Raw genomic sequence first — 21,658 nt, forward strand, 5'->3', positions numbered from 1 at the left:
GACCGGACCACACCGGACCGGACCACACCGGAAGGGGCCTCCCGCCACGTCGGCGGGAGGCCCCTTCCGCCGTCCCTCACGCGTCCCGCGCCCGCAGCACCAGGCCCCCCGCGAGCAGCGCCGCCGCCGCGTAGCCGCCGAGCACCCCGATGCCCGCCCACGGCCCGATCGGCAGCCGGTCCAGGCCGACGGTCGCCTGGACGGCGAGACCGGCCGTCGACGGCGTCAGCTCCTCGGCCCGCTCCCGCAGGCCGGGGTCGGCGAGCAGCCCGGCGAGCACCGGCAGGGCGTAGAAGAGGGCCAGCGCGGCGGTGGTCGCTCCCGCCGTGTCGCGCAGCGCGGCGGCCGTGCCGAGGCCGACCAGGGCGGCCAGCGCCAGATACAGGACCGAGCCGAGACCGGCCCGCAGCGTCGGACCCTCGGTAAGACCCGGCACCGCGAACCCGTCCGCCGCCAGCAACTCCCGTCCCACCAGCAGCGATCCGAGGACGGCGAGTGCACCCGCCGCCGTCGTCGGGCCGGCCACCACCACCGCCTTGGCGGCAAGCACCCGCACCCGGCGCGGCTCCGCCGCCAGCGTCGTGCGGATGGTGCCCGTGCCGTACTCACCGCTCATCGCGAGCACCGCGAGGACGACGACGGCGCCCTGCCCCACCCACACCCCGGTGAGGCTGAGCCGCACGGTGTCCTCGTGGCAGTCGGCGGGCACCGGGCAGTCCCCGGCGGACAGGGCACCCGTGGTGAGCGCACCCGCGCCGACGGTCAGCACGACCACGCCGAGCAGCAGCCACCAAGTGCCGTGCAGCGTACGGAGTTTGGTCCACTCGGCGCGCAGGACCGCGGACCACGGGACCGCGCCCGCGTCGGGCGGGGTCATGCGTCCCGCCTCCGCAGCCGCCACAGCGCGGCGCCGAGCACCACGGCGGCGTACCCGGCGAGCGTCAGCAGGCCCGTCCAGGGGCCCTGCGGGTAGCAGCCCTCCTCCGGCAGGCAGACGGTCGCCACCTGGTCGTGGCGCGGCAGGGTGCCCTGCACCGCGAACCCGGCCACCGGCGTGAACCGTTGCAGCAGGTGCGCCAGGTCCAGCGGCAGCGTCCCGAGCAGGATCAGGGGCAGCACGAACACCACCACCACGACGGCGATCGCCGCCGCCGTGCCGCGCAGCAGCGCGCCGAGCCCCAGGGCGAGCACCGCGATCAGCGCGAGCACGGCGGCACTGCCGACGAGCGCGCGCAGCATCGGCCCGTCGGCCAGGGAGATGTCGCCGAACAGCGGCGGATCGTCGTCGCCGCGCAGCGGGTCCGCGCTGACCAGGTACGCCGTGAACGTCGCGACGAGCCCCGCCGCGAACGACACCGCGCCGATCACCACGGCCTTGGCGAGCAGCACCCGGCCGCGCCGGGGGCTGAGCGCCAGGGTGGTGCGGATCATGCCGCGCCGGTACTCGGCGGTGACGAACAGGACGCCGACCGCCGCGACGAGCACCAGACCCAGCTGGACGCCGTCCAGCGCCATCACGGCCAGGTCGTTGGGCGGCGTCGTGGGGGCGATGTCGCCGGAGCCGCTGAGCGTGAAGCCGCTCCCCGAGGGCCGCAGTTCGCCGGCATCGCGCCGCGGGTCCCCGCCGACGCCGACGTGCCGCCACCGCTCGGGCCGCGCCCGGCCGTCCAGCCGCACTCGGTCGAAGCGCGCGGTCGACACCGTGGGCCGCTGGTCGACGGAGGCGCTGCCGAACTCCCGCTCGCGGGACTGGATGTCGGGCGAGGTCACGAAGAACCCGGCGGGCACGGCGTGCGGCGCGGGGCCCTTGCTGTCCGGGCCGTCCAGGTCGACCGTGCCGACCTCGTGCCAGGCACGGCCGTCGGCGGACTCGTACCCGGTGACGCGGGCGCCGTCCCGGGTCAGCCGCAGCCAGCGCAGGCCGCCCGGCGGCACGGCGGAGCCCGCCACGTCCCGGGTGAAGGCGCTCTGCAGCCGCACCCCGTGGCGCGCGGTGACCATGAGGGCCGCGTAGTCGGCGCCCGGCCGGGTGCTCTCCTTGACCAGCAGCCCGGCCTTGGCCCAGTCGGGCGTGCCGCGGCCGTCCCCCTCGGGCACGGACACCCGGGCGGTGACCGTGCCGTCGCCGGTCAGTGTCCGGTACGCGAAGGAGAAGCCGTCCAGGACCGGCCTGCCGTCGGCCCCGGTGGGGCCGGGCGGGCCGCCGCCCCTGGCCGTCTCGGACGACGAACCGAGCGCCGAGAAGAGGGAGACGAGCACCGTCACCAGCACCGCCCCCACCAGGGTGAGCAGCCAGCGGCGCACCGTGCGCAGCTTGGTCCATTCGGCGTGCACGAGCCGGGCGAAGCCGTCCCGGGCGCGTGGCGCGGCACCCGTCCCGCGCGGGAGCGGAGCGGTCATCGCGGGCCGCCCTCCCCGTCCCGTGCGCCGCCGGGCGCCGCGTCGGCCGCGAACCGTGCGGTACCCCTGGTGAGTTCCATGTACGCCTCCTCCAGCGTGGCCCGGTGCGCGGCGACCCCCGAGAAGGCCACGCCCGCCCCGCCGAGCAGGCCCGCCACCCGTTCCGCGTCGAGCCGCGCGACGGTCAGCGTGTCCCGCCCGGTGGCGGCGACGCTCGCGCCCGCCGCCGTGAGGACCGTCATCGCCCGGGCGCGCTCGCCGGTGCGCACCTCGACGCGGTCGCCGGACGCGGCGGCCAGCAGCTCCCGCACGCTCGTGTCGGCGACGACCCGGCCCCGCCCGATCACCACCAAGTGGTCGGCGGTGTCCTCCAGCTCGCTCATCAGGTGACTGGAGACCAGGACGGCCCGCCCCTCGTCCGCGAGCGCCTTCAGGGTGCCGCGGATCCACCGGACCCCCTCCGGGTCGAGCCCGTTGACCGGCTCGTCGAACAGCAGCACCGGCGGATCGCCGAGCAGCGCGGCCGCGATGCCGAGCCGCTGCCGCATGCCCAGCGAGTAGCCGCCGGCCCGGCGCCGCGCCGCCGCACCGAGACCCACCAGGTCCAGCACCTCGTCCACCCGGCGCACCGGGATCCGGTGCGAGTGCGCCATCCACAGCAGATGGTCGCGCCCGCGCCTGCCGGGGTGCACGGCCGCCGCGTCGAGCAGCGCCCCGACCGCCAGGAGCGGGGTGCGCAGCTCCGCGTAGGGGCACCCCCCGATCAGCGCGGCACCCCCGTCCGCACGGTCCAGGCCGAGCAGGATCCGCAGCGTCGTCGACTTCCCCGCGCCGTTGGGGCCGACGAACCCCGTCACCTGCCCCGGCTCCACGCGGAACGACAGCCCGTCCACCGCCGTAACGGCCCCGAACCTCTTGCGCAACTCCCGTACCTCGATGGTCGCTTCCACGCTCCCGGCTCCCTCCCCGTGGCATCTCCGTACGGAGTGAGGCTAGGGACGACGGCCGCCCGGGGCGTCACGCGCCGGAGTGTCCCCCTATCCCTCACGCGAGGGACTCCGCGGGGGCCCGGTCCGGTGACAATGACTCCGTGAAGGCCTCAACCGCCGTACGGCGAAGACCGGTCGGGGAGATTCCCGAGGCCCCGGTCGTCGCCGCAGCGCTCCTCGCGCTCGCCGCCGCGGGCGAGGTCCTGCTGCGCGCGGACGGCCGCGTGCCGCTCCCGCTCGCCCTGTCCCTCGCCCTCGGGGCGACGGCCCCGGTCGCGGTGCTCGCCGCCCCGCCGCGCCCGGCCGACGGACACCGGACGGTGGCGGCGGCCGCGCTGACCACGGGCACGGCGGCGCTGCTCGCGCTCACCCCGTTCCACGTCCTCACGGCCGCCGGTGCCGCCGCGCTCCTCCTCGCCCTGCACCGGGCGGGCCGCCGGGCCCCCAGGGCCCTCGCCGCGCTGCTCCCGCTGCCCTTCGTGGGGTACGCGATCGCCGCGCCGGGCGGCGCGGGGACGCGGATCCTCGCCGCCGTGCTCGCCGCGGGCGCCGCGGCGGCGGCCGGCAGCGGGCTGGCCCGCCGGGCCCGCGACACCGCGCTCGCGCACCGGGCCACCGAGCGGGCCGTCGCCGACACCCTGCTCGCCCACGCGGCGCGTGGTGAACGGGCCCGCATCGCCCGCGAGTTGCACGACGTGGTCGCCCACCACATCTCGCTCATCGCCGTCCAGGCGGAGACCGCCCGGCTCACCACCCCCGGACTGCCCGCGGCGGGCGCCGAGCGCTTCCTTGCCATCGGCGACACCGCCCGCACCGCGCTCACCGAGATGCGCCGCCTGCTCGGCGTGCTCCGCGAGGACGCGGGGCCCGCGGCCACGCCCGAACGCCGCCCGCAGCCGGGCATCGAACAGCTCGGCGACCTCGTCGACGAGGCGCGGGATGCGTCCGGCGGTGCGCTGCGCCTCATCGTCGAGGGGCCGATGCGGCCCCTGGACCCGGGCGTCGGACTCACCGCGTACCGCATCGTCCAGGAAGCCCTCACCAACGCCCGGCGGCACGCGCCCGGTGCGGCCATCGACGTCGAACTGCGCTACGGGAACGCTGAGTTGCGGCTGCGCGTGCGCGACAACGGGCCCGGCCCGCACCCCGCGGCGCACGGCGCCGGGCACGGCCTGCTCGGCATGCGGGAGCGCGCCGCGACGGCGGGCGGAGCGCTGCGCGCGGGACCGGCCCGCGACGGCGGCTTCCTGATCGAGGCGACCTTCCCGACCGCGCCCCGGGAGCAGGCCGCATGACCGCCGCCCCGCCCCTGCGCCTGGTCATCGCCGACGACCACGAGGTCGTGCGGGCCGGATACGCCGGGCTGCTGGCGACGCAGCCCGACTTCACGGTCGCCGGGACCGCGGCGGACGGCGCCGCCGCGGTCCGCCTCTGCCGTGCGCTGCGGCCCGACGTGGTCCTCATGGACGTGCGCATGCCGGTGATGGACGGCATCGAGGCGACCGGCAGGCTCGCGGGGACCGGTACGCGCGTCCTCATCCTGACCACCTTCGACCTCGACGAGCACGTGTACGACGCGCTGGGCGCCGGAGCGGCCGGCTTCCTGCTCAAGGACGTCACCGCGGAGCGCCTCTTCGAGGCGGTGCGGGTGGTCGCCGCGGGGGAGGGCCTGCTCGCGCCGACGGTCACCCGCCGCCTGATCGCCGAGTTCGCGCGGCTCAAGCCGGGCCGGGCCAGGAAAGGGCCCCGCCTGGACCTGCTGACGCCCCGCGAGACCGAGGTGCTCCGGCTGATCGCCGAGGGCCTGTCCAACCCGGAGATCGCCGCGCGCCTGCACGTCGGCGAGGAGACGGTGAAGACCCACGTCAGCCGCGTCCTGGCCAAACTGGGCCTCCGGGACCGCACCCAGGCCGTGGTCGCGGCCTACGAGTCGGGCCTGGTGGTGCCACACGCACCGGACGGGTGAGCCCGCCGCGCGTGGGCCGAGCGGCCGGCACCGGTGCGTGGCTGTGCGGCCGGCACCGGTGCGTGGACGTGCTGTGAGGGCCGGTGCGTGGACGTGCCGCTAGGAGCGGCGCTTCGGCTTGCCGCGCTTGGTGGGCTTGGCGCGTGCGGTGCCGCCGCCACCCGCCCTGCCCTTGCCGGACGGCTTCGCGGCCGACTTCCCGGTGGACGCGCCCCCGCCCCTGCCGCCGCCGGGCTTGCGCTGCGCCTTCGCCTTGGCCTGTTCCTCGGCCCTGGCCTGTTCCTTCGCGGGGGTCTGGGCCCGGCCCCGTGAGCTGTTGACCGTCCGGCCGCGGACGATCCCGATGAAGTCGTCCACCAGGTCCGTGGTCTCGGCCTCCGGCCAGGACAGCGCGACGCGCGACTCGGGCGCGCCCGTCACCGGGCGGTAGGTGAGGTCCTTGCGGTGGTGCAGGCGGGCGAGCGACTGCGGCACGACGAGCACGCCGACCCCGGCCGCCACCAGCTCGACGGCGTCCTCGGTCGTGGCGGGACGCTCGTAGGCGGGCTTGCCGGGACGCTCCTCCCACACCAGGGTCTCGTCCAGCGGATGGAACACGACCTCGTCGGCCAGGTCCTCCGTCGACACCTCGTCCACGGCCGCCACGACGTGGTCCCTGGGGACCACGACGACGGTCGTCTCCGTGTAGAGGGGGATCGCGCTGAGGTCGGTGCGGTCGATGGGCAGCCGCACGAACCCCGCGTCGGCGCCGCCCGCGCGCAGCAGACCGGGCGCCTCGGCGGCGGCGACCGGGAGGAGGGTCAGCGGGACGTCGGGCAGCCGCTCGTTCCAGATACGCACCCATTTGGCGGGCGTCACCCCCGGGACGTAGGCGAGCCGGAACGAAGGGGATACTTCCGAGCCTGTCACCTCGCCAGGCTACCCGCCGTGGTCGGGAGTAGCGCACACGCTCGATACCCTTGACCCATGACGTCGCACCAGACCACCCAGACCATGAAGCCCGCGACCGCGGCGAAGAAGCTGGGTGTGTACCTCGAGGCCACGCCCGCCGAGTTCCAGGAGGGCGTCGTCTCGCGCAGCGAGCTCAACGCGCTGCAGGCCGACCCGCCCGAGTGGCTCCAGGAGCTGCGGCGCACCGGCCCGCACCCCCGCCCCGTCGTCGCGGCCAAGCTCGGCGTCTCCATCGCGGGCCTCGCCCGCGGCGGCGTGACCGAGGCGCTCACCACGGAGCAGATCGACGCGCTGAAGGAGGAGCAGCCCGGCTGGCTGCGCCAGGAGCGGGCCACCCAGGCCGAGGTCCGCAAGGAGACCGTCCGCATCAAGGAGAAGCAGGCCGAGCAGGCGGAGAAGCGTGCCGCCCGCGCGGAGGACTCCCGCGACTGACGCCGCTCCGGGCCGCTCCCGGGGCGCGCCTCACCCGGGGGCGCGTGTCACTTGATGGTGTGCGCACTGCCGAACGCCGTCACGGTGAACGGCCCGCCGAGGTCGTCGTTGCCGCTCGCGGCGATCCGGCGCACCGCCTCGACACGGTCGACGGAGGCCCGCCACTCCTTGGCGGTGCCGGTGTTCACGGGATGTCGCAGATCGTGGACGCGTACGTCGAAGAACGCGTCGAGCCACTTCTTCTCGCCGGCCTCGGCGGGCGTGCCGACCCTGGCCGTGGTCCGCTTCACGAGAGCGGGCAGGGAATCGCCGTCGGTGCCGTTGCCGTGCTGAATCGAGGCGTCGTACAGCTCGGCCAGGGCCAGCGGACTGCTGAGCCCGGCCTTGCGCGCGGCCCGCAGCGCGGGGTCGAAGTAGCGCGCGTCGACCTGCGCGTCCTGCACCTCGCGGAACGCGGGATCGGCGGCGGCGCGCTTCCAGGCGGCGATGTAGGCGTCGTCGGGCACGGCGGCGGAATCTCCCGGATCCCCGGACCCGCCGGCCTCCTCCTCCTCCTCCTCGCCCTCGGCGGCGTCTCCGTTCCCGTTGCCGTTCCCGCCCCCGTCCGCGTGCCGCTCCAGCGCGGGAAGGAAGCGGGCGAGCGGATTGCCCGGCACCTGCTCGGTGTACGCGCGGACGACCTCCAGCGCGTCGCCGTCGTCGGTGGTGAAGCCCGCCCGGCCCGCGGTGACGCCCCGGCCGTCGTGCAGGTTCTCCGCGTACGCGTACTGGATCCTGGTCGTGCCGTTCTCGAAGACGCTGACCAGCTGGTCCGCCCGGCGCCGCTGCTCGGCGGTGAGCGAGGCGTCCCCGTCCGACCGCCCGCCGCCGCTCCGGCCCCCGTCCCCGCCCCCGGTGCCGCAGGCGGCCGGGCCGAGGCCCAGGGCGGCGACGGCGGCCAGGGCGGCGCAGGACCGGACGAGCCCGCGCCGGGGCGCCACGGCGGGATGCGGTGCGCCGCTCATCGGCCCGCGTCCTCTCGCAGCGTGCGGAAGAACGTGCGGATGTCCGCGACGAGCAGCTCGGGCTGTTCCATCGCCGCGAAGTGGCCGCCCCGGTCGTACGTCGTCCACTGCACGATGTTGTTGGTGCGGTCCGCGATGTGGCGCAGCGGGATGAAGTTGTCCCGGGGGAAGTCGGCGAGCGCGGTCGGCGTGGCGGAGGGCTCGGGCGGCTCGCCCCAGTAGTCGGCGTGCGCGCGCTCGTAGTAGATGCGGGCGGACGAACCGGCCGTGCCGGTCAGCCAGTACAGCATGACGTTCGTGAGCAGCTGGTCGCGGTCGACGGCGTCCTCGGGGCGGTCCTCCGAGTCCGTCCACTCCTTGAACTTCTCGGCGATCCAGGCGAGTTGGCCCACCGGCGAGTCGGTCAGGGCGTACGCGAGGGTCTGCGGCCGGGTCGACTGGAGGTCGGCGTACCCCTGGCGGTCCTTGAGCCAGGCGCGCATGCGGTCCCAGGAGGCGAGGGTCCGCGCGCGCTCGTCCGGGCCGAGCGCGGCCAGCTCCGCCTCGTCCGGCTCCCGCGTCGGCGCCGCGTTCGGCAGCAGGTTCAGGTGGACGCCGATGACGTGCTCCGGGCGCACCCGGCCGTGTTCGCGGGAGATGCCCGCGCCCCAGTCGCCGCCCTGCACCCCGTACCGCTCGTAGCCGAGCCGCGCCATCAGCTCCGCGGACGCCGCGGCCACCCGGCGGAACTCCCAGCCGGTCTCCGTCGTCGGACCCGAGAGCCCGAAACCGGGGATGCTCACCAGGACCAGGTGGAAGGCGTCGGCCGGGTCGCCGCCGTGGGCGCGCGGGTCGGTGAGCGGGCCGACGACGTCGGCGAACTCGACGATCGAGCCGGGCCAGCCGTGGGTCATCAGCAGGGGCGTGGCGTCCGGTTCGGGCGAGCGCAGGTGCGCGAAGTGCACGTTCGCCCCGTCGATCGTGGTGGTGAACTGCGGCCACTCGTTCAGCGCGGCCTCCGCCGCCCGCCAGTCGTAGGTGTGCCGCCAGTGGTCGGCGAGCTCCCGGAGGTAGTCACGGGGCACGCCGTACGCCCAGCCGACCCCGGGCAGCTCGTCGGGCCACCGGGTGCCGTCGAGCCGCGCGTGGAGGTCGTCGAGGTCCTCCTGCGGTATGTCGATGCGGTACGGGCGGATGCTGGTGTCGCCTGAGGTCGTCATATGGGCGCATGGTATGCCGTGTTCCGGGGCGGGGGCCGGGGCCCCGCGACCCGCCGCACGGCCCGCCAGGGCGTCGCGCCGCGGGGGAGAGCGCCTGGTCACGGGGGCCGTGCCGACCTGCGGGCGGCGGTGTCCTCGGCCATCATGCTGTGCATGAGCGACTCCGCACGCGGGGGCGCGGCCGAGGGGCGCGGCCTGGCGCACCGGCTGACGCCGATGACCGGCCGGGACCCGGCGGAGCGCGGCCGCGTCTCCACGCCGCTGGAGCTCCTGTTCGACCTGACCTTCGTGGTGGCGGTGGGCACCGCGGCCGCCCAGTTCGCCGAGATGGTCGCCGAGGGGCACACGGCGCGGGCCGTCGCCGCGTTCGTCCTCGCGATGTTCGCGATCAGTGTCGCCTGGATCAGCTTCAGCTGGTTCGCCTCCGCCTTCGGCACCGACGACTGGCTCTACCGGGCGCTGACCATGGTCCAGATGATCGGCGTCGTCATCTTCGCGCTCGGCCTGCCCGCGATGTTCCACTCCCTCGGCGCCCTCGACTCCCTTGACGGGGACGGCCACCTCGAACTGCGCGCCATGGTGATCGGGTACGTCGTGATGCGGATCGCGATGGTGCTGCAGTGGTGGCGCGCGGCCCGGGAGTCCCCGTCCTTCCACCGCGTGGGGATGGCCAACATCCGCTGGACGGTCATCGCCCAGGCCGGCTGGATCGTGGTCGCGTTCGTGCGGCTGCCGGTCGCCGCCCTGCTCGCCGCCTTCGTCGTCCTCGCCGCGCTCGAACTGGTGCTGCCGGTCCTGACCCAGGGCGACGCGGGCGGCACGCCGTGGCACCCGCACCACGTCGCGGAGCGCTACGGCCTCTTCGCGATCATCACGCTCGGCGAGGGCGTGGTCGGCACCGTCGCCTCCTCCGGCGAGCTGCTCGGCGGCGCGGACGGGACGGCCTGGACGGCGAACGCCGTCGCCGTCGTCGTGGCCGGGGTCGGCCTGACCTTCGGCATGTGGTGGGTCTACTTCGCCACGCCGTTCGGCGACATCCTGGTGCACCGCCGTCGCCGCGGCTACCTCTTCGGCTACGGGCACATCCTGCTCTTCATCGGCATCGCCGGGGCCGGCGCCGGGCTGCACGTGGCGGGCCTGCAGCTGGAGCACCACGCGAAGATCGGCGAGGTCGCCGTGGTGCTGGCCCTGGCCCTGCCGGTCGGCCTCTACCTGCTGATGGTCTACCTCCTGCACACCCTGCTGCTGTCCGCCGCGGACCGCTTCCACCTGCTGCTGATCTCGCTCACGCTGGCGGTCCTCGCCGTGGCGGTGCTCCTGGCCCTCGCGGGCGTCCCGGTCGCGGTGTGCCTGCTCGTGGTGATGCTGGCGCCCTTCGTCACGGTGATCGGCTACGAGACGGTCGGGCACCGCCACCAGGCCAGGATGCTGGCGGACCTCGAAGCGGGGTGACGCGGGGCGCGGGCGTCCGCGACTCGGGCGGCTCCGTCACCGTCCCCCGCACGGGCCGTTCACGCGCTCGCCGAGCCGAACCACCGGGCCAGTGCAGCGCACAGCTCCGTCCGGTCGTCGCCGGCCCACACCACGTGGCCGTCCGGGCGCAACAGCGCGGCGGGAGCGTCCAGTTCCGCGGCGGGGTCGACGAGATGGTCGACGCGGTCCGCCCAGCCGGTCACGGAGAGGAGGCCCGTCCGGTCGAGCAGGAGTCCGCGTCCCGCGTGCGTGCGTCCGTAGAGGCTGCCCCGGCCCAGCGCCACGTCCCGCAGTCGCCGGCCGAGCAGTGCGTGGCTCCCCCCGCCCACGTCGTACCGGATCCCGATCGCGACGACCTTCTCGATCAGGTGCCGGTTCACCGCGTCGAAGTCCATCAGCTCCGCGAGGAGCCGGCGCACCGCCGCCGGGCCCGGCCCGGTCGACAGCAGTTCCATCTGGGCGCGGGTGTTGTCCAGGACGTCGGCGGCCACCGGGCGCCGCTCGCTCTCGTAGCTGTCCAAGAGGCCCGCGGGCGCCCAGCCGTTGATCTCGGCGGCGAGTTTCCAGCCGAGGTTGAACGCGTCCTGGATGCCGAGGTTCAGGCCCTGTCCGCCGGTCGGCGGGTGGACGTGCGCCGCGTCACCGGCCAGCAGGACGCGGCCCTCCCGGTAGCGCTCGGCCAGCCGGGTGGCGTCGCCGAAGCGGGTGAGCCGGCGCGGCGCGTGCGCACCGAAGTCGGTGCCGGCCACGGCCCGCAGCCGCTGCTTGAACTCCTCGAAGTCCGGCGGGACCGTGCGGTCCTCGGCGACCCCCGCCGCGGGCACGACGACGCGGAACGCCCCGCCGCCCAGCGGCCCGACGCCGAACCGCCGCTCGGTCGTGCGGACGCGGGCCGTCACCGCGGCGACCGTCTCCGGCGACGCGGTCAGCTCCATCTCGCCGAGCAGCGTCTCGACCCGGGAGGGTTCGCCGGGGAATCCGATGCCGGCCAGCCCGCGCACGGTGCTGCGGCCGCCGTCGCAGCCGACGAGGAAACGCGAGCGCAGCCGCGTGCCGTCGGACAGTTCGGCGGTCACCCCCTCGCCGTCCTGGGCCAGCCCGGCCAGCTCGTGGCCGCGCCGGAGCCCGGCGCCGAGCCCGGTGGCGTGCTCGGCCAGCAGCCGCTCGGTGACGGGCTGCGGGATGCCGAGGACATAGCCGTGCGCGGTGTCGAGCCCTTCGGGCGCGGGCCTGGTGATCCCGGCGAAGAAGCCGCCGAGCGGGTGCCGGCTGCCGTGCGCGAGGAACCGCTCGAGCAGCCCGCGCTGGGCCATCACCTCGATGCTGCGCGCGTGCAGGCCGAGCGAGCGCATTACCTCGGGCGGCACGGCGTCCCGCTCCAGCACGAGGGTGCGTACGCCCTGCAGCCGCAGCTCACCGGCCAGCATCAGACCGGTCGGGCCGCCGCCGACCACGATCACGTCGGCGTCGGTCCCGCCCGTCCCCGGGCCCCCTGTTTCCGTGTCCACTTCGGTATCCACGTCTGTTTCCACGTCTGTTTCCACGTTTGCTTCCACGTTTGTTTCCACGTCTGTTTCCGTCTCCACGGCGACGCATTCTGCGGCGCGTGGGGGGCCTTGCCGCAAGGCCCCCCACGCGCTGTACGTTGAGAGGGGCAGGGAGGACGCGACTCCTTGCCTTTCCGCTGTCCGGGGCAGGTCGTGCCGGGTCCGTGGCGCGGTCAGCGCTTGGCCCCGCGGTACCCGACGCTCGCGAAGAGGTCGTCGAGCGGCGCCGGGACGCGCTCCTCGTCGAGCGCCTCCACCAGCAGCCCGCCGTACCGGATCTTGCGCCCCTTCTTGGTGCCGAAGAAGCGCCGCAGCGATTGGTCGCGGGGCCGCCCCTGGTGCGCGGGCTGGCGCAGCAGCGTCTGCCAGGCGCGCAGGTCGCCCTCGGCCCGGACCACCTCCTCGACCCGCGCCGTGCCCAGCGCGCGGATGAGCTCGTCCTCCAGATCCGCCGCGCACACGAAGAAGTCGTGCCGCGACGCCCCCGCACGCTCCAGGCCGCGTTCGTAGAAGGGCCGCTCGCGCTCGTCGCAGAGGCCGGTCAGGCGCAGCCCCAGGCCGGCGGGACCGAGCAGCTCCGCGTAACGGCCGACGCTCATCGCGCCGCCCATCGGGACGACGGACACCCCCTCGGCCGCCAGGTCCCTGCCGCGCCGTACGGCCAGCGCCTCGACGGCCGCGAGGTCGCTCGGCCCTTCGAGCAGCACCGCCGTGTGCAGCCCCAGCCGCCGCGCGAGCTCCTCCGCCGCCGCGCCCGACCCCCCGGCCGCCCACCGGTCCACCGCTTCCTGAAACGCCCGTACGTCCGCCATGACCCGAGTCTGCCCGCGCCCGCCCGCCCCCCGCACGGATTATCCGCCCCACCCACCGGCGGGGCTCAGCCGACGAGCGCGGCCGGGCGGGACCGCCCGGTGGCGCTCCTCAGCGGCAACCGATGGACCGGCCGCGCGGCGGCACCGGTCGTGTCCGCCGGATGCCTGATTCGTTTGCCGGTCATGATTTCTCGCCTGGCAGTGACCGCATTCACCGTGACGTCGGCCGCCGCGGCCGGTGGCCTCCTGGCCGCGTCCCCGGCCGCCGCGGGCGGGATCGGCGACTTCCTCTCACCCGCCTTCGGGACGAGCTGCGCCAACCACCACGGCACACGGGCGGACGGCGTCACCACTTCGGGCACCGGCGCCGGTGACAGCAACCTGCTGGGGCTGCCCCTGGGCAGTCCCCTCAACCAGTGCGGAGGAGCTGACCTGCCGTATGTCCAGGACACGCTGACGGCCGGCGAAGGAGCCATCGCCGCCGAGGCAGGCAGCCTGAACGTCGTCCCTGGCTAGGCGAAGGCGGCGCGAACCCGCCCGCAATGGCGCTCACCCGCCCACTACGGCGCTCACCCGCCCACTGAAGCGCTCGGCCGCATCATGGAGACCCACGCCTCCCGCATGCCCTCCCTCCGGGCGTTGCATAAAACTGCAGCGTTACGTATAGTCATGCCATCCAAGAGGAGGGTTCCATGAGGGTACGCGCAGCAGTGGCAGGGGCGAGTGGGTACGCGGGCGGCGAACTGCTGCGTCTGCTGCTCGCCCACCCCGAGGTGGAGATCGGCGCCCTCACCGGGAACTCGAACGCGGGCCAGCGCCTGGGCGCGCTGCAGCCGCATCTGGCCCCGCTCGCCGACCGGGTCCTGGAGCCGACCACCGCCGAGGTGCTCGCCGGGCACGACGTCGTCTTCCTCGCGCTGCCCCACGGGCAGTCCGCCGCCGTCGCCGAGCAGCTCGGGCCCGACGTGCTCGTCGTGGACATGGGCGCCGACTTCCGGCTGAAGGACCCGGCCGACTGGGAGGCGTTCTACGGCAGCCCGCACGCCGGCACCTGGCCCTACGGCCTGCCCGAACTGCCCGGCGCCCGCGCCGCCCTCGAAGGGGCCAAGCGCATCGCGGTGCCCGGCTGCTACCCCACCGCCGTCTCGCTCGCGCTCTTCCCGGCGTACGCGGCGGACCTCGTCGAGGCCGAAGCGGTGATCGTCGCGGCCTCCGGCACCTCCGGCGCGGGCAAGGCCGCCAAGCCGCACCTCCTCGGCTCGGAGGTCATGGGCAGCATGTCCCCGTACGGGGTCGGCGGCGGCCACCGGCACACGCCCGAGATGATCCAGAACCTCTCCGCGGCGGCGGGCACCCGCGTCGGCGTCTCCTTCACGCCCACCCTGGCCCCGATGCCCCGCGGCATCCTCGCCACCTGCAGCGCCAGGGCCAAGGACGGCGTCACCGCCGAATCCGTGCGGGCCGCCTACGCGAAGGCCTTCGCCGACGAGCCGTTCGTACGCCTGCTCCCCGAGGGGCAGTGGCCCGCCACCGCCTCCGTGTACGGCTCGAACGCCGTGCAGATCCAGGTCGCGTACGACGCGGCGGCCGGACGCGTCATCGTGATCAGCGCCATCGACAACCTCACCAAGGGCACCGCGGGCGGCGCCCTGCAGAGCATGAACATCGCCCTCGGCCTCGACGAGGCCACCGGGCTCACTACGATCGGAGTCGCGCCGTGAGTGTGACGGCAGCTAAGGGATTCACGGCCGCGGGCATCGCCGCCGGGATCAAGGAGAACGGCAACCCGGACCTGGCCCTCGTGGTCAACACCGGGCCCCGCTCGGCCGCCGCGGGCGTCTTCACCTCCAACCGCGTCAAGGCCGCCCCCGTCCTGTGGTCGGAGCAGGTCCTCAAGGGCGGCACCGTCTCCGCCGTCGTCCTCAACTCCGGCGGCGCCAACGCCTGTACGGGACCCCAGGGCTTCCAGGACACGCACGCCACCGCCGAGAAGGTCGCCGGGACGCTCTCCGTCAACGCCGGCGAGGTCGCCGTCGCGTCGACCGGACTCATCGGCGTCACGCTCCCCATGGACAAGCTGCTGCCCGGCATCGACAAGGCCGCGGGCGAACTCTCCGCGCACGGCGGCGAGAAGGCCGCCATCGCCATCAAGACCACCGACAGCGTGCACAAGACGTCCGTGGTCACCCAGGACGGCTGGACCGTCGGCGGCATGGCCAAGGGCGCGGGCATGCTCGCCCCCGGCCTCGCCACGATGCTCGTCGTGCTCACCACCGACGCCGATCTGCCGGCCGACGCCCTGGACCGCGCGCTGCGCGACGCCACCCGGCTCACCTTCGACCGGGTCGACTCCGACGGCTGCATGTCGACCAACGACACCGTGCTGCTGCTCGCCTCCGGCGCCGCCGGCGTCACCCCCGGTCACGACGAGTTCGCCGAGGCCGTCCGCACGGTCTGCGCCGACCTCGGACGTCAGCTCATCGGCGACGCCGAGGGCGCGAGCAAGGACATCAAGGTCGACGTCGTCAACGCCGCCAGCGAGGCCGACGCCGTCGAGGTGGGCCGCTCCATCGCCCGCAACAACCTCCTCAAGTGCGCCCTGCACGGCGAGGACCCCAACTGGGGCCGGGTGCTCTCCGCCATCGGCACCACCTCCGCCGCCTTCGACCCCGATCAGCTCAACGTCGCCATCAACGGCGTCTGGGTCTGCAAGAACGGCTCCGTGGGCGAGGACCGCGAGCTCGTCGACATGCGCTACCGGGAGATCGTCATCACCGCCGACCTGGCGGCCGGCAGCGAGACCGCGACCATCTGGACCAACGACCTCACCGCCGACTACGTCCACGAGAACAGCGCGTACTCCTCATGAGCACCGACACGCCCAAGGACGCGGGCAACCAGCCCACCGCGCGCAAGCACACCGCGCTGCCCAAGGCCCAGACCCTCATCGAGGCGCTGCCCTGGCTGACCCGGCACCGCGGCAAGACCGTCGTCATCAAGTTCGGCGGCAACGCCATGGTCGACGAGGAGCTCAAGGCCGCCTTCGCCCAGGACGTCGTCTTCCTGCACCACGCGGGCCTGCGGCCCGTCGTCGTGCACGGCGGCGGCCCGCAGATCAGCAAGGCCCTCGACCGGCACGGCATCGTCAGCGAGTTCAAGGCGGGCCTCAGGGTCACCACCGAGGACGCCATGGACGTCGTACGGATGGTGCTCGCCGGACAGGTCCAGCGCGAGCTCGTCGGCCTGCTGAACGAGCACGGCCCGCTCGCCGTCGGCCTCACCGGCGAGGACGCGCACACCATCACCGCCACCAAACACCTGCCCCGCATCGAGGGCGAGCTGGTCGACATCGGCCGGGTCGGCCAGATCACCCAGATCGACACCGGCGCCATCGAGGCGCTGCTCGCCGACGGCCGCATCCCGGTCGTCTCCTCGATCGCCCGCTCCCAGGACGACGGCCATGTCTACAACGTCAATGCTGATACGGCGGCTTCGGCACTCGCTGCGGCGCTTGGTGCCGAGACGCTGATGGTCCTCACCGACGTCGAGGGCCTCTACGAGGACTGGCCGCACTCCGACGAGGTGATCAGCAAGCTCACCGCCACGGAGCTGGAGAAGCTCCTGCCCGAGCTGGCCAGCGGCATGGTGCCCAAGATGGAGGGCTGCCTGCACGCCGTGCGCAACGGCGTCGAGACGGCCCGCGTGATCGACGGCCGCGTCCAGCACTCCATCCTGCTGGAGATCTTCACCGACGAGGGCATCGGCACCATGGTCGTGCCCGACCACGACGACAGCACCACCGGCACGGAGGGGGAGTCATGAGCAACCAGGAGCTGACCGCGCGCTGGCAGGGCGCGCTGATGGACAACTACGGCACACCCCGGCTGCCCCTGGTGCGCGGTGCGGGCAGCAAGCTGTGGGACGCCGACGGCAAGGAGTACCTCGACTTCGTCGGCGGCATCGCGGTCAACGCGCTCGGCCACGCCCACCCGGCGGTCGTCGAGGCCGTCAGCGGTCAGATCGGCGCCCTCGGCCACGTCTCGAACCTCTTCGTCGCCGAACCGCCCGTCGCGCTCGCCGAGAAGCTGCTCCAGCTCTTCGGGCGCGAGGGCCGGGTGTTCTTCTGCAACTCCGGCGCCGAGGCCAACGAAGGCGCGTTCAAGCTCGGCCGGCTGACCGGGCGCCCGCACATGGTCGCCACCGTGGGCGGCTTCCACGGCCGCACCATGGGCGCGCTCGCGCTCACCGGCCAGCCCGGCAAGCAGGAGCCGTTCCTGCCGCTGCCCGGCGACGTCACGCACGTCCCCTACGGCGACGCCGAGGCGCTGCGCGCGGCCGTCACCACGGACACCGCGCTGGTCGTCGTCGAGCCGATCCAGGGCGAGAACGGCGTCGTCGTGCCGCCCGCCGGGTACCTCAAGGCGGCCCGCGAGATCACCGCGGCCACCGGCACGCTGCTCGTCCTGGACGAAGTGCAGACCGGAATCGGTCGCACCGGGCACTGGTTCGAGTACCTCGCGCACGAAGGGGTCGCCCCGGACGTCGTCACGCTCGCGAAGGGCCTGGGCGGCGGGCTCCCGCTGGGCGCGACCGTCGCGTTCGGCGCCGCGGCCGAGCTGTTCCGGCCCGGCCACCACGGCACCACGTTCGGCGGCAACCCCGTCGCCTGCGCCGCGGGTCTCGCCGTCGTCGAGACCATCGAGGCCGAGGGGCTCCTGGAGAACACCAAGCGGGCGGGCGAGCGGCTCCGCGACGGAATCGAGTCACCGGGACACCCGCTCGTGGCCCATGTCCGGGGCTCGGGCCTGCTGCTGGGTATCGTGCTCACCGAGCCGCTCGCGCCGCGCGTGCAGCAGGCGGCTCAGGACGCCGGCTTCCTCGTGAACGCGCCCGCCCCCGATGTCGTACGGCTGATGCCGCCGCTGAACGTGCGCGACGACGAGGTGGACGCGTTCCTCGGGGCCCTGCCCGCGATCCTGGACAAGGCCCTCGAGGCCCACGGGGACGGACGATCCGGAGAATGAGACGACGATGAGCCAGGCGCAAGGCAATGAGCACGTCGACCACGCGGGTCCCGCCGTGCCGCAGACCCGTACCGCACGCCACCGCCGGATCGTGGACATCCTCAACCGGCAGCCGGTCCGCTCCCAGAGCCAGTTGGCGAAGCTGCTCGCCGACGACGGTCTGACCGTCACTCAGGCGACGCTCTCCCGGGACCTGGACGAGCTGAACGCGGTGAAGATCCGCAACGCCGAGGGCGACCTCATCTACGCGGTGCCGAGCGAGGGCGGATTCCGCACCCCGCGCGCGCCGCTGGGGGAGTCCGCCAAGGAGGAGCGGATGCGGCGGCTCTCCGCGGAGCTGCTGATCTCCGCGGAGGCCTCGGCGAACCTCGTCGTGCTGCGTACGCCGCCGGGCGCGGCCCAGTTCCTCGCGTCGGCGATCGACCAGGCCGAACTGCACGACATCCTCGGCACGATCGCGGGCGACGACACGTTGATGCTGATCAGCAGGGAGCCGGCGGGGGGTCAGGCGTTGGCGGATCACTTGTTGCGGTTGGCTTCCAACGACCACTGAGTCTGGCCCCTGGGCCTTGGGCGGAGCGCGTCGCCGGCTGCGCCGGGCTTGTCCTCAAGCGCCGGACGGGCTTGAAGCAGGGGCGTGCGGGGTTCTTCACCGGCTTCGCCGAGTTCGTCCTCAAGCGCCGGACGGGCTTGAAATCAGGTCCGTGCCGGGCTCGTCATCGAGCGCCGGACGGGCTTGAGATCAGGTCCGTGCCGGGCTCGTCATCGAGCGTCGGACGGGCTTGAGATCAGGTCCGTGCCGGGCTTGTTCTCACGTGCTGGACGGGTCCGGATCTCGGGTGCGGCGGGCCATCCAGGCGGCGACCAACGCGCCCGACACGTTGTGCCATACGGAGAAGACCGCCGACGGCAGGGCCGCCAGGGGGCTGAAGTGGGCCGTCGCCAGGGATGCTGCCAGGCCCGAGTTCTGCATGCCGACCTCGAAGGCCATCGCCCGGGAGGCGGGCCTGCCGAGGCGGGCCAGCTTGCCCGCGCCGTAACCGAGCGCGAGGCCGAGGCCGTTGTGCAGGAACACCGCGAGGAACACCAGCGCCGCGGCCGACTTGATCGCCGTGGCGCTGCCCGCGACGACGATCGCCACGATCGCGGCGATCGTCAGTGCCGACAGCCACGGCAGCGCGCCGAGCACCCGGTCGACGTACCGGCCGAGGAGCAGCCGGACCACCAGGCCCGCGAGCACCGGAAGCAGCACGGTCTTGAGGATGTCGGTGACCATCGAGCCCGCGTCGACGGGCAGGTACTCGCCCGCGAGCAGCAGCGTCAGCGGCGGTGTCACCAGCGGCGCGAGGACGGTCGACACGGTGGCGACCGACACGGACAGCGCCACGTCGCCGCGCGCCAGGTAGGTGACGACGTTGGACGCCGTGCCGCTGGGCGCGCAGCCCACCAGGATGACGCCGGCCGCCAGCTGCGGTGACAGGCCGAGCGCGTGGGCGATGACCCAACCGAGGCCCGGCATGATCACGTAGTGCGCGACCAGGCCGAGCGCGACGGCCCACGGCCGCTTGACCACGCCCTGGAAGTCCAGCGGCGTCATGGTCAGGCCCATGCAGAACATCACCACGCCCAGCAGGTACGGGACGTTCGTGCCCCAGCCCGCGAAGGCGTCCGGCAGGAGCAGCCCGAGGGCGCCCGCCGCGAGCACGAGGACGGGGAAGACGGTGACGGCGCGGCGGGCGGCCCGGTCGGCGGAGCCAGGGGCATCGGCCGGGTCCTCGCCGCCGGTCGCGGGGGTGATCGTCTGTTCGGATCGCACGGCGCGATGCAACGCCCCGGCCCTGTGCGCGTGCAACCCCGTCTCGGTATGTGGTCGCTACACGAAGCTCGTTCCGGACGGTGTCGGGCGGTGTCAGACGGTGCTGGGCGGCAGCGGCAGGGGGAGCCCGGGAAGCCCGTCGATGCTGTGCGCGATGTGGTCCTTCTTGGTGAAGTACGCGCTGAGCGAGGCGTCGTCCTCGCGGGCGAACCGCTTGGCGTGCAGGTCGCGGTCCTCGTCGTAGGTCAGGAAGGGGACCGCGTACCCGCAGGTGTCGCGGACGAGGTCGGCCGAGACCACGATGATGGCGCGCAGGCCGTGCGGGGTCGGGTCGATGCCGGGGAAGTGGGCGAGCAGCTCGGCGAAGCGCGGGTCGTCACGGAAGACGGGCTCGCCGCGGCCGTGCACGCGCACGATGTTGGGCGGCCCCTGGAAGGCGCACCACATGAGGGTGATGCGGCCGTTCTCCCGCAGGTGCGCGATGGTCTCGGCGTTGCTGCCCGCGAAGTCGAGGTAGGCGACGGTCAGTGCGTCGACGACCGCGAACGAGCCCTTGAGGCCCTTGGGGGAGAGGTTGATCGTGCCGTCACCGGCGAGGGGTGACGTGGCGGTGAAGAACATCGGCTGTTCCTCGATGAACGTGCGGAGTCTGCCGTCGATGCGTGCATAGGTCTTTCCCATGGCCAGGGATTATTCGCCCAGGTCCTTTCTTTGTCTAACTACTTCGCCTAACTACTTCATCTAACTACCTCGCCTAACGACCTCGATGATTGACGAAACATACGGTGGAGTGCATACTCATGCATGACACGGAACAGCGCACACCGAAGGAGGACACCGTGACCGAACGCGTCGTACTCGCCTACTCGGGCGGTCTGGACACCTCCGTCGCCATCGGGTGGGTCGCGGAGCGGACGGGTGCCGAGGTCGTCGCCGTCGCCGTGGACGTCGGCCAGGGCGGCGAGGACCTGGAGGTCATCCGCAAGCGCGCGCTCGCCTGCGGCGCCGTGGAGGCCGAGGTCGCCGACGCGAGGGACGAGTTCGCCGAGGAGTACTGCCTCCCGGCGATCAAGGCCAACGCCCTCTACATGGACCGCTATCCGCTGGTCTCGGCCCTCTCCCGGCCCCTCATCGTCAAGCACCTGGTGGCCGCGGCCCGCAAGCACGGCGCGGGCACGGTCGCCCACGGCTGCACCGGCAAGGGCAACGACCAGGTGCGCTTCGAGGCCGGCATCGTCGCGCTCGCCCCCGAACTGACCTGCATCGCCCCCGTCCGCGACTACGCGATGACCCGGGACAAGGCGATCGCCTTCTGCGAGCGGCAGCGGCTCCCGATCGCCACCAGCAAGAAGTCCCCGTACTCCATCGACCAGAACGTCTTCGGACGGGCCGTCGAGACGGGCTTCCTGGAAGACATCTGGAACGCGCCGATCGAGGACATCTACGAGTACACCGCGAACCCCGCCGAGCCGCGCGAGGCCGACGAGGTCGTCATCTCCTTCGAGCGGGGCGTGCCGGTCGCCCTCGACGGCGAGCCGGTCACCGTCCTCCAGGCGATCCAGCGGCTGGGCGCCCGCGCGGGCGCCCAGGGCGTCGGCCGCATCGACCTGGTCGAGGACCGCCTCGTCGGCATCAAGTCCCGCGAGGTGTACGAGGCGCCGGGCGCCCTGGCCCTGATCACCGCGCACCAGGAGCTGGAGAACGTCACGGTCGAGCGCGAACTGGCCCGCTACAAGCGCCAGGTCGAGCAGCGCTGGGGTGAACTGGTCTACGACGGACTGTGGTTCTCCCCGCTCAAGCGGGCCCTGGACGGCTTCGTCGAGGAGGCAAGCCGGTATGTCACCGGCGACATCCGGATGACCCTGCACGGCGGCCGTGCCGTCGTGACCGGCCGCCGGTCCGGCCAGTCCCTCTACGATTTCCACCTCGCCACCTACGACTCGGGCGACACGTTCGACCAGTCCGCGGCGCAGGGCTTCATCGAGATCTTCGGTCTTTCGTCGAAGATGGCCGCACGGCGTGCGGCGCGGGCCTGACCCGCGGCC

21 protein-coding genes are annotated in these 21,658 nt (G+C 73.8%); 11 read left to right on the forward strand and 10 right to left on the reverse strand.

What is annotated here, in order from left to right; all coding sequences use genetic code 11:
• Positions 1 to 76: 76 nt before the first annotated feature.
• From ACFYXE_RS26990 to ACFYXE_RS27000, 3 genes are read right to left on the reverse strand one after another with little or no spacing between them, the layout of a single operon-like run.
• A complete protein-coding gene (locus tag ACFYXE_RS26990) occupies positions 77 to 877 on the reverse strand; it encodes an ABC transporter permease (RefSeq protein WP_389316405.1) in 801 nt (266 codons plus the stop codon).
• On the reverse strand, positions 874 to 2,400 hold the full coding sequence (locus ACFYXE_RS26995) for an ABC transporter permease subunit (RefSeq protein WP_389316407.1): 1,527 nt from the start codon (positions 2,398 to 2,400) through the stop codon (positions 874 to 876). The genes ACFYXE_RS26990 and ACFYXE_RS26995 overlap by 4 nt, the downstream gene beginning before the upstream one ends.
• Complete coding sequence (locus ACFYXE_RS27000) at positions 2,397 to 3,350, reverse strand: ABC transporter ATP-binding protein (protein ID WP_389316409.1); 954 nt, start codon at positions 3,348 to 3,350, stop codon at positions 2,397 to 2,399. The genes ACFYXE_RS26995 and ACFYXE_RS27000 overlap by 4 nt, the downstream gene beginning before the upstream one ends.
• A 140-nt stretch (positions 3,351 to 3,490) precedes the next feature.
• On the opposite strand from ACFYXE_RS27000, the gene ACFYXE_RS27005 reads away from it, so the two are divergent.
• The gene (locus ACFYXE_RS27005) at positions 3,491 to 4,684 is read left to right on the forward strand and encodes a sensor histidine kinase (protein ID WP_389316411.1); all 1,194 of its coding nucleotides are present in this window, start codon (positions 3,491 to 3,493) and stop codon (positions 4,682 to 4,684) included.
• Positions 4,681 to 5,355 carry a response regulator gene (locus tag ACFYXE_RS27010; RefSeq protein ID WP_389316413.1) on the forward strand — a complete coding sequence of 225 codons (675 nt, stop codon included), beginning with the start codon at positions 4,681 to 4,683 and terminating at the stop codon, positions 5,353 to 5,355. Before ACFYXE_RS27005 ends, ACFYXE_RS27010 begins: the two co-directional genes overlap by 4 nt.
• Before the next feature lie 99 nt (positions 5,356 to 5,454).
• Here ACFYXE_RS27010 and ACFYXE_RS27015 read toward each other — a convergent pair whose 3' ends face one another.
• Positions 5,455 to 6,264, reverse strand: a complete 810-nt coding sequence (locus ACFYXE_RS27015; RefSeq protein ID WP_389316415.1) for a LysR substrate-binding domain-containing protein — start codon at positions 6,262 to 6,264, stop codon at positions 5,455 to 5,457.
• A 57-nt stretch (positions 6,265 to 6,321) separates the two neighbouring features.
• On the opposite strand from ACFYXE_RS27015, the gene ACFYXE_RS27020 reads away from it, so the two are divergent.
• A complete protein-coding gene (locus tag ACFYXE_RS27020) occupies positions 6,322 to 6,738 on the forward strand; it encodes a DUF5997 family protein (RefSeq protein ID WP_389316417.1) in 417 nt (138 codons plus the stop codon).
• Between the two features lie 47 nt (positions 6,739 to 6,785).
• Here the strand turns inward: ACFYXE_RS27020 and ACFYXE_RS27025 are convergent, their stop codons facing one another.
• Positions 6,786 to 7,742 carry a chitosanase gene (locus tag ACFYXE_RS27025; RefSeq protein WP_389316419.1) on the reverse strand — a complete coding sequence of 319 codons (957 nt, stop codon included), beginning with the start codon at positions 7,740 to 7,742 and terminating at the stop codon, positions 6,786 to 6,788.
• Positions 7,739 to 8,941 carry an epoxide hydrolase family protein gene (locus tag ACFYXE_RS27030; protein WP_361176308.1) on the reverse strand — a complete coding sequence of 401 codons (1,203 nt, stop codon included), beginning with the start codon at positions 8,939 to 8,941 and terminating at the stop codon, positions 7,739 to 7,741. The genes ACFYXE_RS27025 and ACFYXE_RS27030 overlap by 4 nt, the downstream gene beginning before the upstream one ends.
• Positions 8,942 to 9,157: 216 nt before the next feature.
• Between ACFYXE_RS27030 and ACFYXE_RS27035 the strand changes: the two genes are divergently transcribed.
• Complete coding sequence (locus tag ACFYXE_RS27035; protein ID WP_389316827.1) at positions 9,158 to 10,393, forward strand: low temperature requirement protein A; 1,236 nt, start codon at positions 9,158 to 9,160, stop codon at positions 10,391 to 10,393.
• Positions 10,394 to 10,452: 59 nt separating this feature from the next.
• On the opposite strand, the gene rox is transcribed toward ACFYXE_RS27035, so the two are convergent.
• Both rox and ACFYXE_RS27045 read right to left on the reverse strand, forming a co-directional pair.
• Positions 10,453 to 11,934 carry a rifampin monooxygenase gene (rox, locus tag ACFYXE_RS27040; RefSeq protein WP_389316421.1) on the reverse strand — a complete coding sequence of 494 codons (1,482 nt, stop codon included), beginning with the start codon at positions 11,932 to 11,934 and terminating at the stop codon, positions 10,453 to 10,455.
• A 200-nt stretch (positions 11,935 to 12,134) separates the two neighbouring features.
• Positions 12,135 to 12,773 carry a TOPRIM nucleotidyl transferase/hydrolase domain-containing protein gene (locus ACFYXE_RS27045; protein WP_389316423.1) on the reverse strand — a complete coding sequence of 213 codons (639 nt, stop codon included), beginning with the start codon at positions 12,771 to 12,773 and terminating at the stop codon, positions 12,135 to 12,137.
• Between the two features lie 201 nt (positions 12,774 to 12,974).
• On the opposite strand from ACFYXE_RS27045, the gene ACFYXE_RS27050 reads away from it, so the two are divergent.
• The 6 genes from ACFYXE_RS27050 to ACFYXE_RS27075 all read left to right on the forward strand — a co-directional run bounded on the left by ACFYXE_RS27050 (position 12,975) and on the right by ACFYXE_RS27075 (position 18,350).
• Positions 12,975 to 13,289, forward strand: coding sequence for a hypothetical protein (locus ACFYXE_RS27050; protein WP_389316425.1), 315 nt, complete (start codon positions 12,975 to 12,977; stop codon positions 13,287 to 13,289).
• A 176-nt stretch (positions 13,290 to 13,465) separates the two neighbouring features.
• Positions 13,466 to 14,494 (forward strand): N-acetyl-gamma-glutamyl-phosphate reductase, encoded by a 1,029-nt coding sequence (gene argC, locus ACFYXE_RS27055; RefSeq protein WP_361176316.1) that lies wholly within the window; start codon positions 13,466 to 13,468, stop codon positions 14,492 to 14,494.
• Entirely contained in the window at positions 14,491 to 15,642 is a 1,152-nt protein-coding gene (argJ, locus tag ACFYXE_RS27060; RefSeq protein WP_389316427.1) for a bifunctional glutamate N-acetyltransferase/amino-acid acetyltransferase ArgJ, read from the forward strand. The genes argC and argJ overlap by 4 nt, the downstream gene beginning before the upstream one ends.
• A complete protein-coding gene (argB, locus tag ACFYXE_RS27065; protein ID WP_361176320.1) occupies positions 15,639 to 16,595 on the forward strand; it encodes an acetylglutamate kinase in 957 nt (318 codons plus the stop codon). The genes argJ and argB overlap by 4 nt, the downstream gene beginning before the upstream one ends.
• The gene (locus tag ACFYXE_RS27070) at positions 16,592 to 17,797 is read left to right on the forward strand and encodes an acetylornithine transaminase (RefSeq protein WP_389316430.1); all 1,206 of its coding nucleotides are present in this window, start codon (positions 16,592 to 16,594) and stop codon (positions 17,795 to 17,797) included. Before argB ends, ACFYXE_RS27070 begins: the two co-directional genes overlap by 4 nt.
• Positions 17,798 to 17,804: 7 nt before the next feature.
• Complete coding sequence (locus ACFYXE_RS27075; protein ID WP_361176324.1) at positions 17,805 to 18,350, forward strand: arginine repressor; 546 nt, start codon at positions 17,805 to 17,807, stop codon at positions 18,348 to 18,350.
• Positions 18,351 to 18,608: 258 nt separating this feature from the next.
• Here ACFYXE_RS27075 and ACFYXE_RS27080 read toward each other — a convergent pair whose 3' ends face one another.
• Together ACFYXE_RS27080 and ACFYXE_RS27085 are read right to left on the reverse strand one after the other, a co-directional pair.
• Entirely contained in the window at positions 18,609 to 19,613 is a 1,005-nt protein-coding gene (locus ACFYXE_RS27080; RefSeq protein WP_389316433.1) for a bile acid:sodium symporter family protein, read from the reverse strand.
• 93 nt (positions 19,614 to 19,706) lie between these two features.
• Entirely contained in the window at positions 19,707 to 20,294 is a 588-nt protein-coding gene (locus ACFYXE_RS27085; RefSeq protein WP_389316435.1) for a pyridoxamine 5'-phosphate oxidase family protein, read from the reverse strand.
• A gap of 158 nt (positions 20,295 to 20,452) precedes the next feature.
• Between ACFYXE_RS27085 and ACFYXE_RS27090 the strand changes: the two genes are divergently transcribed.
• Complete coding sequence (locus tag ACFYXE_RS27090) at positions 20,453 to 21,649, forward strand: argininosuccinate synthase (protein ID WP_389316830.1); 1,197 nt, start codon at positions 20,453 to 20,455, stop codon at positions 21,647 to 21,649.
• Positions 21,650 to 21,658: the final 9 nt, after the last annotated feature.

This window comes from Streptomyces sp. NPDC002564 (assembly GCF_042889645.1).
Lineage (GTDB): Bacteria > Actinomycetota > Actinomycetes > Streptomycetales > Streptomycetaceae > Streptomyces.

Excerpts from the sequence above, each read along its gene's own strand:
- ACFYXE_RS27075 (WP_361176324.1), top strand. The coding sequence starts at position 17,805 with ATGAGCCAGGCGCAAGGCAATGAGCACGTCGACCACGCGGGTCCCGCC.
- ACFYXE_RS27070 (WP_389316430.1), top strand. The coding sequence starts at position 16,592 with ATGAGCAACCAGGAGCTGACCGCGCGCTGGCAGGGCGCGCTGATGGAC.
- argC (WP_361176316.1), top strand. The coding sequence starts at position 13,466 with ATGAGGGTACGCGCAGCAGTGGCAGGGGCGAGTGGGTACGCGGGCGGC.
- ACFYXE_RS27020 (WP_389316417.1), top strand. The coding sequence starts at position 6,322 with ATGACGTCGCACCAGACCACCCAGACCATGAAGCCCGCGACCGCGGCG.
- ACFYXE_RS26995 (WP_389316407.1), bottom strand. The coding sequence starts at position 2,400 with ATGACCGCTCCGCTCCCGCGCGGGACGGGTGCCGCGCCACGCGCCCGG.
- ACFYXE_RS27010 (WP_389316413.1), top strand. The coding sequence starts at position 4,681 with ATGACCGCCGCCCCGCCCCTGCGCCTGGTCATCGCCGACGACCACGAG.
- ACFYXE_RS27045 (WP_389316423.1), bottom strand. The coding sequence starts at position 12,773 with ATGGCGGACGTACGGGCGTTTCAGGAAGCGGTGGACCGGTGGGCGGCC.
- argB (WP_361176320.1), top strand. The coding sequence starts at position 15,639 with ATGAGCACCGACACGCCCAAGGACGCGGGCAACCAGCCCACCGCGCGC.
- ACFYXE_RS27085 (WP_389316435.1), bottom strand. The coding sequence starts at position 20,294 with ATGGGAAAGACCTATGCACGCATCGACGGCAGACTCCGCACGTTCATC.
- ACFYXE_RS27030 (WP_361176308.1), bottom strand. The coding sequence starts at position 8,941 with ATGACGACCTCAGGCGACACCAGCATCCGCCCGTACCGCATCGACATA.
- ACFYXE_RS27035 (WP_389316827.1), top strand. The coding sequence starts at position 9,158 with ATGACCGGCCGGGACCCGGCGGAGCGCGGCCGCGTCTCCACGCCGCTG.
- ACFYXE_RS26990 (WP_389316405.1), bottom strand. The coding sequence starts at position 877 with ATGACCCCGCCCGACGCGGGCGCGGTCCCGTGGTCCGCGGTCCTGCGC.
- ACFYXE_RS27025 (WP_389316419.1), bottom strand. The coding sequence starts at position 7,742 with ATGAGCGGCGCACCGCATCCCGCCGTGGCGCCCCGGCGCGGGCTCGTC.